General features: G+C 67.9%; 13 protein-coding genes. 3 read left to right on the top strand and 10 right to left on the bottom strand.

Annotation, left to right across the window (positions count from 1 at the left end):
- Positions 1–21: 21 nt before the first annotated feature.
- Entirely contained in the window at positions 22–606 is a 585-nt protein-coding gene (locus tag EIZ45_RS19010) for a TetR/AcrR family transcriptional regulator (RefSeq protein ID WP_134665196.1), read from the bottom strand.
- Between the two features lie 70 nt (positions 607–676).
- Here EIZ45_RS19010 and EIZ45_RS19005 point away from each other — a divergent pair, with 70 nt between their 5' ends.
- Entirely contained in the window at positions 677–2,116 is a 1,440-nt protein-coding gene (locus EIZ45_RS19005) for a carboxylesterase/lipase family protein (RefSeq protein ID WP_134665194.1), read from the top strand.
- Here EIZ45_RS19005 and EIZ45_RS19000 read toward each other — a convergent pair.
- From EIZ45_RS19000 to EIZ45_RS18970, 7 genes are read right to left on the bottom strand one after another with little or no spacing between them, the layout of a single operon-like run.
- Positions 2,100–4,001, bottom strand: coding sequence for an acetoacetate--CoA ligase (locus EIZ45_RS19000; protein WP_240690733.1), 1,902 nt, complete (start codon positions 3,999–4,001; stop codon positions 2,100–2,102). The genes EIZ45_RS19005 and EIZ45_RS19000 overlap by 17 nt on opposite strands.
- The gene (locus tag EIZ45_RS18995) at positions 3,998–4,813 is read right to left on the bottom strand and encodes an SMP-30/gluconolactonase/LRE family protein (RefSeq protein WP_167756491.1); all 816 of its coding nucleotides are present in this window, start codon (positions 4,811–4,813) and stop codon (positions 3,998–4,000) included. Before EIZ45_RS18995 ends, EIZ45_RS19000 begins: the two co-directional genes overlap by 4 nt.
- Entirely contained in the window at positions 4,810–6,261 is a 1,452-nt protein-coding gene (locus EIZ45_RS18990; protein ID WP_134665188.1) for a bifunctional 3-(3-hydroxy-phenyl)propionate/3-hydroxycinnamic acid hydroxylase, read from the bottom strand. Before EIZ45_RS18990 ends, EIZ45_RS18995 begins: the two co-directional genes overlap by 4 nt.
- Before the next feature lie 14 nt (positions 6,262–6,275).
- Positions 6,276–7,487 (bottom strand): aromatic acid/H+ symport family MFS transporter, encoded by a 1,212-nt coding sequence (locus EIZ45_RS18985; protein ID WP_240690732.1) that lies wholly within the window; start codon positions 7,485–7,487, stop codon positions 6,276–6,278.
- A complete protein-coding gene (locus tag EIZ45_RS18980; RefSeq protein ID WP_134665186.1) occupies positions 7,484–8,458 on the bottom strand; it encodes an amidohydrolase family protein in 975 nt (324 codons plus the stop codon). The genes EIZ45_RS18985 and EIZ45_RS18980 overlap by 4 nt, the downstream gene beginning before the upstream one ends.
- A 17-nt stretch (positions 8,459–8,475) precedes the next feature.
- The gene (locus EIZ45_RS18975; protein WP_134665184.1) at positions 8,476–9,402 is read right to left on the bottom strand and encodes a VOC family protein; all 927 of its coding nucleotides are present in this window, start codon (positions 9,400–9,402) and stop codon (positions 8,476–8,478) included.
- A 13-nt stretch (positions 9,403–9,415) separates the two neighbouring features.
- Positions 9,416–10,249, bottom strand: a complete 834-nt coding sequence (locus tag EIZ45_RS18970; protein ID WP_134665181.1) for a fumarylacetoacetate hydrolase family protein — start codon at positions 10,247–10,249, stop codon at positions 9,416–9,418.
- Positions 10,250–10,358: 109 nt separating this feature from the next.
- Here EIZ45_RS18970 and EIZ45_RS18965 point away from each other — a divergent pair, with 109 nt between their 5' ends.
- On the top strand, positions 10,359–11,042 hold the full coding sequence (locus tag EIZ45_RS18965) for a GntR family transcriptional regulator (protein WP_134665179.1): 684 nt from the start codon (positions 10,359–10,361) through the stop codon (positions 11,040–11,042).
- A gap of 116 nt (positions 11,043–11,158) precedes the next feature.
- Here EIZ45_RS18965 and EIZ45_RS18960 read toward each other — a convergent pair whose 3' ends face one another.
- On the bottom strand, positions 11,159–12,076 hold the full coding sequence (locus EIZ45_RS18960; protein WP_134665177.1) for an alpha/beta hydrolase: 918 nt from the start codon (positions 12,074–12,076) through the stop codon (positions 11,159–11,161).
- A 69-nt stretch (positions 12,077–12,145) separates the two neighbouring features.
- On the opposite strand from EIZ45_RS18960, the gene EIZ45_RS18955 reads away from it, so the two are divergent.
- Entirely contained in the window at positions 12,146–12,757 is a 612-nt protein-coding gene (locus EIZ45_RS18955) for a TetR/AcrR family transcriptional regulator (protein WP_134665175.1), read from the top strand.
- On the opposite strand, the gene EIZ45_RS18950 is transcribed toward EIZ45_RS18955, so the two are convergent.
- Positions 12,723–13,910 (bottom strand): MFS transporter, encoded by a 1,188-nt coding sequence (locus EIZ45_RS18950; protein WP_205670054.1) that lies wholly within the window; start codon positions 13,908–13,910, stop codon positions 12,723–12,725. The two genes, EIZ45_RS18955 and EIZ45_RS18950, sit on opposite strands and share 35 nt — an antisense overlap.
- Between the last annotated feature and the right edge of the window lie 375 nt (positions 13,911–14,285).

Genomic DNA, 14,285 nt, shown 5'->3' with positions numbered 1-14,285 from the left:
GCACTGCTTGACCGGCGCGGGTTAAACGAAAAGCTGATCCAGATACCGATCGATCGCCACGCGTGCGGCACGAGGATCGATCACGTCCAGTTCAAGCAGCGGCGTTAATCCAGTCAGCGCAAGGACAAGGTTCGTCTCGACAGCCGGGTCCCGGTCGTCGGCGATGTGCCCGTCCGCGATGGCTTGCCGGATCATCTGTTCGACGAGTGCTCGTTTCTCGCGCAAGTCGTCGCGCAGCTTCGCGTGCAACTCGGGGTCGTGCAGTGCTTCGAGGACGTACGCGGCGCTCATCCGGCTGGTGGCGCGGGCGTCGGGGTGCAGCGGCAGCATCTCGGTGAGCGTCACCCGCAGCACCTCGCGGGGATGTGTGACGTCGACGAGTCCCTCGGCGACCCGGTGCGACGTCTGCTCCGCGGCGAACTCCATCGCGAACGTGAGCATCGCCGTCCGGGTCGAGAAGTAGTGCTGAACCTGTCCGAGCGACGCGTCCGCCTCCCGGGCGACCTCGCGCATGGTCGCGCGGTTCCAGCCTTGCTGCGCCACGACTCGCCACAACGCGCGCGCGATCGCTTCCCGGCGCTCGCGGTGGTCGACCTTCTTCGGCACGGCAGCCCTTTCCCTCGTTCCAATACAAGTGACATAATACACTTGACTTGAAACCGGAGGGGGAACGAGAATGGACGACAAGACGCAGCCAGTGGTCCGGACGGTCGAGGGGGCCGTGGCGGGCCGCTGGCGAGCGGGGATGGCGGAGTTCCGTGGGATCCCGTACGCCCAGCCGCCGGTGGGCGATCTCCGGTTCGCCGCGCCGGTCCCGGTCTCGCCCTGGGAGGGCACGCGACAGGCGACCGAGTTTGGTCCACTGCCTCCGCAATCCGGGCCGGTCCAGGTGGAGTCGGCGCACGAAACGGACTGGCTCACCCTCAACGTCGCAACGCCCGACCCGGGTGCGGCAGGACTGCCCGTGCTGGTTTGGTTACCGGGCGGCGGTTACGTCATCTCGGTGAGCAGTGACCCGAGCTACGACCCGACGCTGCTGTGCGCGGCCGGGTTGGTCGTGGTGAGCGTGAACTATCGGGTCGGCGTCGAAGGGTTCGCGCTCATCGACGGCGCGCCGGCCAACCGCGGGTTCCTCGACCAGATCGCCGCTCTGGAATGGTTGCAGCGCAACATTTCCCGCTTCGGCGGCGACCCCGCGCGAGTGTGCGTCGCCGGTCAGTCCGCGGGAGCGGGGTCGGTCGCGTCCTTGCTCGTGACGGCGCAAGGCCTGTTCCAACGCGCCATCGCGCATTCCGTACCCGGTGCCTTCGTCCTCCCTTCGCTCGCCAAGCAGGTCACCGCGGCGCTGGCGAACGGGGAAGACCTCCGAAAAGTCGACCCGTGGCAGCTGGCAGAGAGGCTCACCGCGTTCAACGCCAGCCTGTCCGGCCAACGCGACCGCTGGGGGCCGATGGCGCAAATCGGGGCCGGAGTTTGTCCTGTGCTGGACGAGAATTCCCTGCCACAGACGCCCTGGTCAGCCCTCTCGGACGGCGTCGACCTCCTCGTCGGCCACACCCGCGACGAGTTCCGCCTGTTCTCCGTGATGGCCGGTCGAGTCGGCACGTTCACTTCCGACGACGCGCAACGGGCGCTCGACCTCTTTGCCCCGTCGCCTGACGGCTACCGCGCTGGCTACCCGGACGCCAGCCCGGAGGAGTTGATGGAGACGGTCTACTCGGACGCGCTTTTCCGGATGCCGAGCCAGCAGTTGGCCGAAGTCAACGCTCTGGCTGGCGGCCGGTCGTACCTGTTCGAACTGTGTCTGTCCGCGCCCGGTCTGGGTGCGTGTCACAGCCTCGACGTGTGTCTCGCCTTCGGAACTCTGGACAGTCCGGTCGGCCGCCAGGTCTTCGGCGAGATGCCTGGTGCCACCACGCTTCAGGCGTCCGAGGAGCTTCGGCGTGCTTGGGTCAGCTTCGCAGCCACTGGCGATCCGGGGTGGGCCGCTTATCGTCCCGGTCAACGGCTGACCCGCGTGCTGGACGTCGAGTCGAAGACCGTTCCCTATCCGGAAGAAGCTTCACGGAAGATCTGGGAGCAGCACACCCCGGTCCCGTTCAGCCTTCCCGCGTAGTCATGCCGACCTGCCGATACCAGTCAAGAAGATCCGGCCGATCAACGCTCCCAGGATCAACCACGCTGTCCAGCTCTTCGCCGCGCAACAACCGCTTCACCGGAACCTCGAGCTTCTTCCCCGTCCGAGTATGCGGAATCCCTGGCGCCGCGAGGATCTCGTCGGGAACATGCCGCGCGGAAGCACCTCGGCGAATGGCCGCGAGAATCCGGTGTCGCAGCGCTTCATCGAGACGGGCCTCGTCGGTCAGCGTGACGAACAACGGCATCCAGTACCCGCCATCGTCCAGCTCAACGCCGACAACCAGCGCCTCCGCGACCTCCGGAAGTTCCTCGACCGGCCCGTAAATATCGCTGCTGCCCATGCGCACGCCGTGCCGATTGAGCGTCGCGTCCGAACGGCCGTGGATGATCACCGAACCGCGGTCGGTGATGGTCGTCCAATCGCCGTGCCGCCACAGCCCCGGAAACGTGTCGAAGTACGCGGCTCGGTACCGGCTGCCATCGGGGTCGTTCCAGAACCCCACCGGCATGGACGGCATCGGCCGCCGCACGACCAGCTCGCCGACCGTGTTGCGCACGGATTCCCCGTTGTTCCCCAGCGAATCGAGCGCGACACCGAGGCAAGGGGCGGACAACTCGCCCGCCCACACCGGCGTGGTGGGCGCCGCGCTCGCGAAGGCGGTGACGACGTCCGTCCCGCCGCTGCTGGAAACCACCTGCACTCGCGGCCCGAGTTCACCCTCGACCCAGCGGTGCAGGTCAGCCGGGAACGTCGAGCCAGTGACGCCGAGTCGTACCAGCGCGCGCAGGTCATGGTCACCGAGCCGGACCCCGGCCTTGCGGCACGACGCGAGGTAACCGGGACTGGTGCCGAGCGTGGTGACCTGCAGTCGAGCGGCCAGCTGCCACAATGCGTCCGGGCGACCGAACGTCGGGCTGCCGTCGTAGCACACCGCGGTCGCTCCGGTGAGGAGCGCGCCGACGAGTGAGTTCCACAGCATCCAGCTCGGCGTCGTGTACCAGAGGATCCGGTCGCCAGGCCGCAGGTTCTGGTGGAAGGCGGAATGTTTCAGCTGCTCGAGGACTACGCCGCCGTGTCCGTGCACTATCCCTTTAGGACGGCCGGTGGTCCCGGAGGAAAAGAGAACCCACAGCGGGTGCTCGAACGGAACGGGCACGGGTGCAAAGACAGCGTCGCCATTGACGATTGACGACCAGGGGATCGCGCCGGGCACCGCGTCGTCGATCACTACAGTCGCGACCAAAGTGGACAGTCCGGCGCGCAAGGCCGCCACGTCGGCGCTGCGTTCGACGACGCGGCCACCGTGCCGGGATTGGGTCGCGGTGATCAACACGGTCGGCGATAGCTGCGCGAACCGCGCGAGCGCGGCCGATCCGACGTAGTCCAACCCGCATCCGGCCCAGAGCGCCCCGAGGCTCGCGGTCGCCAGGAACGCCACGATCGCCTCGACCGAATTGGGCAGGTAGCCCACCACCCGGTCGCCCGGCGATACTCCCCATTCAGTCAGCGCCGCCGCGACCGAGCCGACTTGACGGCGCAGCTCACCCCAGCTCAGCTCGACCGGTGCCCCGTCCTCGGCCACGGCGATCACCGCAGTGGCGTCCTCGTCGCGATCCCGGAAGACCTCGGCCGCATAGTTCAACGTGCTCCCCGGGAACCAAACGCTGCCCGGCATCGCCTCAGTCGCCAGCGCCGGTTGTCCCTCCGGACGCGCCGGCAGCCCGAAGTAGTCCCACACCGCGGACCAGAACCCGTCGAGATCCTGCACCGACCATTCCCACAACGTCCGGTATCCGCCGGTCAGGTCGCGTCCGGTGCGGGCCGACGCGTACCGGGCGAAATCGGTAATCCGCGCGGTCATTCGAGCTCCCATTCCGCGACCGTGGTCCGCACATCCTTGGCGGCGAGGGCCTCGAACAGCGGCCGTCCGCCGGTGTCGGCGAGGGTGACGAACAGCCGGTTTCCGCCATCGGTGCAGCACGCGATCGGGAACGCGGTGCCGGTCTTGATCGTCTCGCGCACTGTGTTGTCCCGGACCAGCACGACTGCGTGTCCAGTCGTCGTCGCCACCCAGATCCCGTCCGGCACAGGCCAGATTCCGTCGGGACGAGCGTCGGGGCCGACCAAGCGGGCGAGGTCCGCGTAAAGCCGCCGGTCGGTCAGCGTGCCGTCCGGGCCGACGGTGAAGGCCGTCAGCCGTTGCGCCGCGGTCTCGGCGACGACCAGGGTGCGCCCGCCGTCGATGAAGGCGAGACCGTTGGGGAAGTCGAGGTTCTCGGCAGCGGCAGTGGCTGAGCCATCGACGCCGACCCGCACCAAACGGCCTGGTCGCGGCGGTTCACCAGGGACGAACCCGACGTCGTCGACGTACAGATTGCCCTGCTCGTCACCGACGAGATCGCCGAGCGGACCAGCCACGGCGCTGAGATCCGCGTAGGTGGAGAACTGCCCGTCCGCCCAGACGCCGATGCGTTTCTCGTGCATCATGGCCGCGACCAGCCTGCCGTCGGGCAAGAACCACAGTCCGTTCGCCGGTGAGTCCAGCTTGGTGGCGCTCCAGGTCCCGCCGTGATCCGTCCACAGTCGACTGCCCTGGGTGTCCGACAGCCACAGCGCGCCCTGATGCCAGCGGGGTCCTTCGCCCCAGATCATCCCGGTGCCGTAAGGCTTCATACGCGCACCTCCATCCGTCGCGCGAGTTCCTTCGTCGCCGTCTCCAGTTCCGCTGTGTCGGCGGTGAAGGCGAACACGTACCGGTCCGGGCGGATAATGGCCGCGGTGGCCGAATTCGCGGCCAACCATTCCTCGACCGCCAGGCCGCCATCAGCGACCACCGCGACGTCGAGGTTCCGCCACAGTTCCGCGATCTCCGCCGAGACGGCCTGTTTGCCGACGACGACGAAGTTGTATCCGGTGACGTCGTCGAGCCGCGTGCCGTCCGCGGCCCGCGGCTGCGGGCTGAGCCGGCTGACCGAGGTGCTCAGGCCTGGGCCGAGCGGCGGCCGGAGCGGTTCGAGAGTCTGCGGCTCCGTCAGTTCCGGATGGGTGTCGCCGACGCCGAAGGACTCGATGAGGTTGGCCTGCCGGGCGGACTCGGCGATGTAAGGGCGAACGTGCGGGGCGCGCTCGCTCTCGTAGGTGTCGAGCAGGCTGTCGGGGCTGCCGCCCTGGACGACGGCGGCGAGTTTCCAGGCGAGATTCGCCGCGTCGCGGAGTCCGGAACACATGCCCTGCCCGAGCATCGGCGGCATTTCGTGCGCGGCGTCGCCGGCGAGGAGCAGCCTGCCGGAACGCCAGCCGTGCACGAGCCGCGCGTGCCATTCGTAAGTGTCGGCGCGCATGATGCGGTAGCTGCCCGGTTCGACCCAGCGGCTGAGCGCGTCGTACACCGCCTGCGGACGTTCGAGCGCGGCGGCGTCGTCTCCGTCGAGGAGCATGAATTCGAACCGCAGCATCGGGGGAAAGATCGGCACGTAGGTGATCGGCCGTTGTCCCTGGCACAGAATGAATCCGGATTCCTGGGGCAGTGCCGGCGGGTGCTGGAACGGATGGATGTCGACGATGAGCGAACGTTGCGTTCCCTCGAGATCTTCGACCTCGGCGTCCATCAGCCGCCGGACGAACGAATTCGCCCCGTCCGTGCCGGCGGCGTACGCCGCGGTCAGCGTCCTGACCTGGCCCCGGCCGGTCACGGTGAGGTGGACGGCGTCGGCGTCCTGGGTGATTTCGGTGACGGGCCAGCCGAACCACAGGTCGACGTTCGGGTCGTTCGCGAGCAGACCGCGCAGCCGGGATTCGAAATCCGGTTGGTGGAACTGGTAATCTGTGCGCCAGCCCTGTCCGGATTCTTCCCGGGCGTGGGCGAATTCGAGGAATGGCGTGCCGTCCGGCAGTTGCAGCGTCCATCCGGTCTGCCGCAGGAACCGCTTCTCCAGATCGGCCGCGCCCAGCGTTTGCAGCGTGCGCATCGATTCGTCGTCGAGATGAGTCGCCCGCGGATGGTGGCAGACGATCCGGTTCGGATCGATCGCGGCGACCCGCAGTCCTTTCGCGCTGAGCAGCCGCGCGAGGGTCAGGCCGACCGGACCGCAGCCCACGACCGCGATGTCGTACGTGTCCATGACTGTTCCTTCGTTCAAGCCGGTTCTTCGACCGGTCGCGACGCGGGGGTTTCGGCGGTGCGGCGCAAACTTCCGAGGACGACGGTGAGGATCGCCCCGAGGATCGCCGGCACCGCGAAAAGCAGGAAATTCCACTGTGGAGCGAACCCGGCGGCAAGGACCCATCCGCCGAGCACCGGCCCGGCGATCGCGCCGATCCGGCCGATTCCCAGCGCGACGCCGATCGCGCTGGCCCGGGCGTGCGCTGGATAAGTGCGGGCGACGTACACATTGATCAGCCCCTGCACGCCGAACGCGCCCGCGCCGCCGATCAGCACGATCACTGACAGCACCGGCAATGGCGACCGAACGCTCAAGGCAGCCATTGCTCCTGCGGCGACGACAAAGCACGCGATGATGGGGATTCGCGATCCCGCCCGGTCGGCGAGCGCCGCGATCGCGAGACCGCCGACCGTCGCGCCGACATTGACCAGGGTCAGGAACATCAGCGAGGAATCCAGTGGATACCGCGCGGTCTGCATCAATTGCGGCAGCCAGGTGTTGATCCCGAAAATGAGCAAGAACGAACAGATCACCATGGCGCAGAACAGCACGGTCGTTCCGGTATACGGCGGGCGCAACACGACGCGCAGGCCGCGTGCTCCGGTCGGCTCTCGCCGGTATACCGGTGATTCGGGAAGCCACCGGTACGTCATCGGCACCAGCAGCAACCCGACCGCGCCGCCGACGAGGTACTCGGGCCGGAAGTTGTCTCCGCTCAGGAACGCCGCGGCCACGACCGCGGCCAGCGAACCGCCTATGGTAACTCCACATTGGACGATTGCCGAACTGAGGTTCTTCCGTTTCGGCGGCGCGAGTTCGAAGATCAGCGGGCCCATCGCGGGGTAGACCGCGCCGACTCCCAATCCGACGAGGAGCCTGCTGGCACCGAACAATTCCGGATTGGGCGCGAACGCACAAGCGAACATGCCCAGCGAGACGATCGCGATGCTGAGCAGGGTCGTCCGGCGGCGCCCGTGCCGATCGGTGAGCGGCCCGACCAGCAGTGCGCCGAAAAGCATGCCCACCGGCGTGAGGCTGCCCAACGTGCCCAGCTCGGGAAGGGAAAGCTGCCACGGCTGGTGGCGGAGCAGCAGGGGCGTCGTCGCGCCGAAAGCGACGAGGTCGTACCCCTCCAGCGTCATGACGGCCAGCCCGATCGCGATGGCTCGCCACGGCATCTTCATGTGCTCGCCTTGTCCGTGGAAAGGTGTAGCACCCGTTCGGCGTTGCCGTGGCTGATCTTCTCCCGGTCGCGGTTGCTGATCGGTGCCTGCTCGAGGAACTGGACGGCCTCTGCAGTGTCTTCGAAGGGATAGTCGACGGCGAACATGATCGCGTCCGCTCCGACGGCCAGTACCGCCCCGGCGAGCGCGGCCGGGGAACAAACCCCGCTGGTGGTGATCAGGATGTTGTCGCCGAAGTATTCCGACGGTTTCCGCGCGAGAGTCCGGAGTTCCTGCCGATCGTAGCGCGAATCGAGACGCGCGAGCTGAAACGGCAGGAACTCGCCCAGGTGACCGAGGATGAGAGTGGCCCCCGGATGCCGGTCGAAGACGCCGCCGAAAACCAGCCGGAGCGCGTGTCCGCTCGTCTCGGCCGCCCAGCTCCACAATGGACCGCGCAGTTCGGGACGTCCGTCGAGTACGTTCCAGGGTTCGGCTGGGGGAGCGCCCGGGTGAAGGTAAAGCGGCACGTTCAGTTCTTCGAGGGCGGACCACACCGGTTCGTAGCGCGGGTCGTCGAGGTAGGTGCCGTTGGTGTGGTCGTTGACGAGAGCCCCGCTGAGCCCGAGTTCACCGACGGCGCGGTGAAGTTCCGTCACCGCCGCCTCCGGACTCTGGAGCGGCAACGCGGCCAGGCCGCGGAACCGATCCGGATGCGCGGCAATTACTTCGGCTAGATGGTCATTGGCGATCCGAGCATCCTTGACCGCCTGGTCGGCATCGGTCAGCCCTTGAATACCGGGTGCGGTCAGGGAAAGCACCTGAACGTCGATGCCGTTCGCGTCCATTTCCGGCAGCCGGTATGTCGTGTAGTCGCACAACCGTTTCCCCCAGTCCTCGACCCACCGCGCGGCGGTTTCCGTTTTGGGCGCTGGGTATCCGGCCTGCAGTTCGGGAAGCGCGAACGCTTCTTCCATGGCGATGTAACGCAAGATGATAGCCTTTCCGCTCAGCTGCCTTCGGCGTGCGCGCCGGTCATGTGCGCCGCCAGGTCCTCCGGGTTGATGAACGACGGCGGGGGCGGCGGACCCCATTCGTAGAGCGACCGCATGCCCTCGAACGACCGCGGCGTCCAGAGCTGGTCGTCGACGATGGCGTCCATGTCGGAGTAGTACTCGGCGAAGTTCCCGGCGGGATCCTTGAGATACCAGAAGAAATTCGACCCGATGTGGTGGCGGCCGAGACCCCAGACGTGCCGTTCCGGATGCTCGGCGAGCATGCCCATCGCTCCGCGGCCGACTTCGTCCACATCGGACACCTGCCAGGACGTGTGGTGCAGGAAATTGAGCGGAGCCTGCTGCACCAGCAGATTGTGGTGATCGGTGGAGCACCGCAGGAACGCCGCCCGGCCCGGAACCACGTCGCTGACCTTGAACCCGATGCCGTCGGTGAAGAACCGCTGGGTCGATTCCTGCTCGACCGTCCCGATCACGACGTGCCCCAGCGCGAGCGGCCGCACCGGCCCGGTCCGGGAGAGCACGGGCGCGCGGGTATTGGCGCGGTCCAACCGGCCAGGCCCGTTGTACGGAGTCGCCGCGACCGGTGCGCGGACCAGCCGCGGCGCGACGACCGCTTCGACGGCGATGTCCGCGATCGGCTCCCGGGCGTGCAGCGTGTCGGCCTCGCGCCGCACCGGAACGCCCAGCCGGTCGAGGTTCGCGGCGATCCGGCCGAGGTCGTCGGCGTCGTCGACCGCGACGGTCAAACCCAGCAGGCGGCGGACCCGCGAGTGCGCGAGCACGAACTGCTCGCCGCCCTCGACCGTGGCGAACCTGCCCGGTGCGAGCTGCGTGAGCCCGAAGTCGGCGTAGTAGCCGGAGGTGCCCGCGACGTCGGGCACTCCGACGGTCAGCGACTTCAATCTGTGCAGTGCCATGGAATCGCTCCCTTCACCCGGCGACGCAGGTCTGCCGGAGCTGTCCGATGCCCTCGATCTGGGTGACGACCTCGTCGCCCGGCCGCAGGTAGCGCCGCGGGGACCGCGAATGCCCGACCCCCGAGGGCGTGCCGGTGAAGATCAGGTCGCCGGGAAGGAGCGGGCACACCGCCGAGAGCCGCGCGATCAGCTCGGCGACCGAGAAGACCATTGACGACGTGCGCGCCTTCTGCACGCTCTCGCCGTTGACCAGGCACTCGATCGCGAGGTCGTCGGGGTCGGCGAACTCGTCCGCGGTCACCAGCACCGGCCCGGTGGGGGCGAACCCCGGGAACGACTTGCCGAGCGAGAACTGCGGCACCGGCCCCGCCGCCTGGACGACTCGCTCGGAAAAGTCCTGTCCCACGGTCAATCCCGCCACATGCAGCCAGGCGTCCTCGGCCGCGGTTTTCTCCGCCCGGCGGCCGATCACGACCACGAGTTCCGCTTCCCAGTCGACGAACTCGCTCAGCAGCTTCAGCTCCGTGTCCGGCCCGGTGAGGGACGTGGCGAACTTCGTGAAAGTGGCCGGCGACTCCGGAAGCTCGAGCCCGGCTTCCTGCGCGTGCTCGCGGTAATTCAGCCCGATGGCGAAGATCTGCCGCGGCTTCGGCGAAGGACTCCCCGCGAGACCCTCGGGCGCGGCCGGCCCGTCGGTCGTCGTCCGCCCCCACTCCGCGAACTCGCTCCAGCGCTCGAAAACCGCGAGCGGATCGGCCGGGAACCGCCCGCCGCTCGCCCCTTCGACGTCGATCGCCCTGTCATTGAGCACCAGGCACATCCGGCCGGCCCGTGTCGTCGTTTGCATTCTCCGCGTCCTTCCGCTGCTTCCCGGCCAGTGAACACCGCCGAATCTCGATAAGTCAACTAAATCTCGAGATTCTGGCGAGTATGCGGAACCAGGTACGATCTGCGACATGACTGGCGCTCGAAGCACGACCCGCGTCGAGGACGTCTACCTGCGTCTTCGCGCCGACATCCTCAACGGCCGGCACGCGCCCGGAACCCGGCTGCGCGTCGAAGCGCTCAAAGGGGACTACGACGCCAGCAGCGGCGTCCTGCGTGAAGCGCTGCCCCGGCTGGTCGGCCAAGGGCTCGCGACTTTCGCGCCACAGCAAGGGTTCCGGGTCATCGACGTCTCCCCGGACACCCTGCAAGACCTCACCGAAGCGCGCGTGGTCGTCGAAACGCACGTGGTCCGCGAATCCCTCGCGCACGGCAGCATCGAATGGGAATCCGACCTGCTCGCGGTGCACCACAATCTCGCCCGCACCACGTTCGCCGACGAATCAGACGCGATCAACGAGCGCTGGCTGTCCGCGCACGCCCGGTTCCACCAGGTCCTGCTGGAGGGCTGCCCGAACCAGCACCTGCGCACGGTGGCGACCCAGCTGCGCGAATCGGCCGAGGTCTACCGATGCTGGGCCCGCGCCTCGAGCGAGGACAACCACCGCGACGTCGCGGCGGAACACCGGCTGATCTGCGAACGCGCGATCGAACGAGACGTCGCGGGCACGGTCGAAGCCCTGCGGGATCACATCGAGCTGACTACGAAGCTGCTGCTCGACGGGTATCGGAGCCGGGAAGAGGGCGATGGATAGCGGTGGTCATGCCTCGAGTTTTGCCTGCGTGCGGACCCGGCGTCCAAGACTGGCTCGCTATCCGGCGATAACCTGACGGCATCGGATCTCGAAAGTATTGCGGCAAAAAAGTTCTCTCAACTCCGAGCGAGAAACCGCCGCTGCTCCGCCGCCGCGTCCAAGTCCTCCGGGCTGTCGCCGCCGAACCCGCCATGCGGCATCGCCTCGAACACGTGCAGTTCGGCTGCCACGCCGGCGGCGCGCAATTTCCGATGCATCCGGACCGTGTTCGACAGGAACAGATCGCGGGTACCGCTCCGGAGGAAGGTGGGCGGGAAGCCGGAAACGTCACCGAAGATCGGGGACAGGTACGGATCCCGCAGGTCGGCACCCGCTGCGTAGAGGGCGTTCGTGGGAGCCAGACTGCGGAGGATGTTGTCGACGCCGTCCAGTGTCTGGAAGGTGTCGCCGGATTCGGTCAGGTCGACTTGCGGCGTGTTGAGCACCAGCGCGGCCGGCATCGGCACCCCGGCGTCCTTGGCGCACAACAAAAGCGCGGCCGCGATGTTCCCTCCCGCGGAATCGCCGCCGACGAACACCCGCGACGGATCACGCTCCCGCAGCGCGTGCTGGTACACGGACATCGCATCATTCAGCGCCGCCGGATACGGATAGAGCGGCGGCAGTCGGTAGTCCACGCCCCACACGAGCATGCCGGTCGACAAGGCGGTCCTGGCCGTTGTCGCCCGGCACGCGTCCCCGCCGCCGACCAGGAGTCCGCCGGGATGCATCCACAGGAAGACGGCGTCGTCATCGACCCCAAGCGGCCGCGCGGCGTACCCGGCGGCTCCGTCGACCTCGAAGTCCTCGACGTGCACCGGCAGTCCAGTGACCGGAAACCGCTGGGCTGTCGACTGATTCGCCCGAGCCGCCATCGCGAGCCAGCCATCCGTGTCGTCGGCAGCCGGATAGGTCAACTCGCCGGCGTCGAGATCGAGCCAAGACCGTGCTTGCTCGCTGATCGTCGACGGCGCGGGAAATGCGCGCTCGGTCATGACTGGGCTCCCCTCTGCCTGGTAGTATCTTAACTAACTAAATTTAGTGACACAAGGAAGTGGTTCCGGATGCCCAGGACCAGCGAACGCGGGGGCCCGCAGACGCGCGCCCGGATCCTGGCGGTCGCGAACCGGCTGTTCGTGGAGCGCGGGTACGAAGCCGTGACCGTTGCCGAGATCGCGCGGGAGGCCGGGGTTTCCAGCGTGACGGTCTTCAACCACTTCGCGCGAAAGGAAGACCTTTTCCTGGACCGAGCGGCCGACGCCGTGGATCTGCTGCGCGCGGCAGTCCGAGACCGCGCGCCGGACGCCGATATCCTGACCTCCTTGCAGGGCCTGTGCTTCCGCCTGTGCGACGACCGTGCGCCGCTGTCCGGGATCAGCGCCAATTCCGTACCGTTTTTCCGGACGGTCGCTGGTTCCCCCGCGCTGATCGCCCGCGCGCGATCCATCGGTTCCGAACTCCAGTCCGTCCTAGCCGAGGAGCTAGCCCAAGACCCCGCCTTCGACGGCGACGAGTTTTTGCTCGCGGCCTTCTTTATCGCTGGCTACAGCACGGTGCTCGTAGAAACCGTCCGCCGCCGTATCGAGGGCCAGCCAGACCGCGCGGTGGCGAAGAACCACCGCGTCCGTCTCGATCAGCTGTTCACGGCACTGCGCGACGGCGTCGTGGCGCGCTGACGAGCAAGACGACCGCTGCCGCCGCGGTGCAGATCGCGAGGGCGGTGCCGGGTGCCGCGGATTCCGCCATCGCGCCGAGGAGACCCGAGCCGGCAGCGGCACCGAGGTTGACCGCGGTGTTGATCCAGCTGCTCGCCTCGGTCCGCACGGTGGGATCAGTGCGCGCATCAGCCGCGAGGTAGCCGACGATGAGCAGCGGTGCGATGAAGCCGCCCGCTATGCCGATGCCGACGACCAGCACTGGCGTGGACCCGATGAGCCCAGCGGTCGCGCTGACGCCGATCAGCGCTGCGCCGAGAACGAGCAGTTGTCGTTCGACCGACATTCGCGGATTGAGGCGGCCGTACAGCAAGCCGCCGAGCGCGCTGGCCCCAGCGAACAGGGCCAGGACGACGCCGGGCAGAACTGCGGAACCCTCGGCCGCGCCCATGGCCGGTGCCACGATCTCGACCGCGCCGAGGATGATTCCCGGAGCCATGATGGCGACCACCACCGGCAGAAATCCGGGCGACCGCAACGGTTTCGGTGCTTCCGCGGTTCGTTTGGTGCGGTGCCCGCGCTGTTGCCGGGACAGCGGGCTGAGCACGAAAAGGCCGCTGCCCGTGGCGACGAGGCCGGCCGAGACGTAAAGCGCCAGCGCCGGATCCGCGAGCGCGGTGAGGATCGCGGAAGTCAACGGCCCGACTGCGAAAATCAGTTCTTCGGCGACCGCGTCCAGGCTCAGTCCTCGAGTGCGCAGCGGTCCGCTGGCGAGCGCCGCCGACCACACCACACGCATCGTCGATCCGAACGGCGGGAGCGACAACCCGGCGACGGTGCCAAGACCCAGCAAGAAAGGCAAGGGCGCGCCCGGATCCACGGCGAACACCACGAGCGCCATCGTGTGGACCGCGCCCAGCGTGGACAAGACGGTTGCCTGGCCGAATCGGTCGACGGCGCGCGCTCGCCAGGGTGTCGCGACGACGTTGGCGATTCCCAGCGTGGCCGTGACGGCTCCGGCGGCGGCGAACGACCCGCTGCTGGATTCGAGGAGGAATACGAGCGCGAGCCCGGACATCGCCAACGACGATCGGCCAAGGATGCTCGGCAGGAAGGAGCGCACCACGTGGGGCTGGCGCAGCGCGGTCCAGTAGGAAGGGTGTTCAGGTGACACGTCGTTCTCCAGGGCACAGCGCGAGTCGAGGCGCGCGGCTGACGGGGTCCTGCGCCGAAAACGGCGCGTTGAGACCCGCCCGGGCCGGTGCTGGATCTGCGAGGGGCGGGTCGCAGGACCGTCAGCTGAAGAGAACGATGAACTGGAACATCGCCGCGACCGTAGCAGTGGCGGCGCGCCCGGCGGTCACCTTTTTCGCGAGGACTCCAGGCAGCAAGCCTCCCGAACCAGCCGATGAACATCCGCTCCATCTGGATCGGTTACGCAACTCGGCGGCGCCCATCCGAAGAAGTCACTCAAGTGGGTGACCAGCAACCGGGTCGACTGCTGTTCTCGGCCGCTCCGGTGGACCAGCCGCGTCACCTGGTCGTGTCT

Origin of the sequence: Amycolatopsis sp. CFH S0740, assembly GCF_004522315.1 — a bacterium.
Classification (GTDB): Bacteria; Actinomycetota; Actinomycetes; order Mycobacteriales; family Pseudonocardiaceae; genus Amycolatopsis; species Amycolatopsis nivea.
Note: the sequence above shows the minus strand (reverse complement) of the source record. Positions and strands in the feature narration are given on the sequence as shown.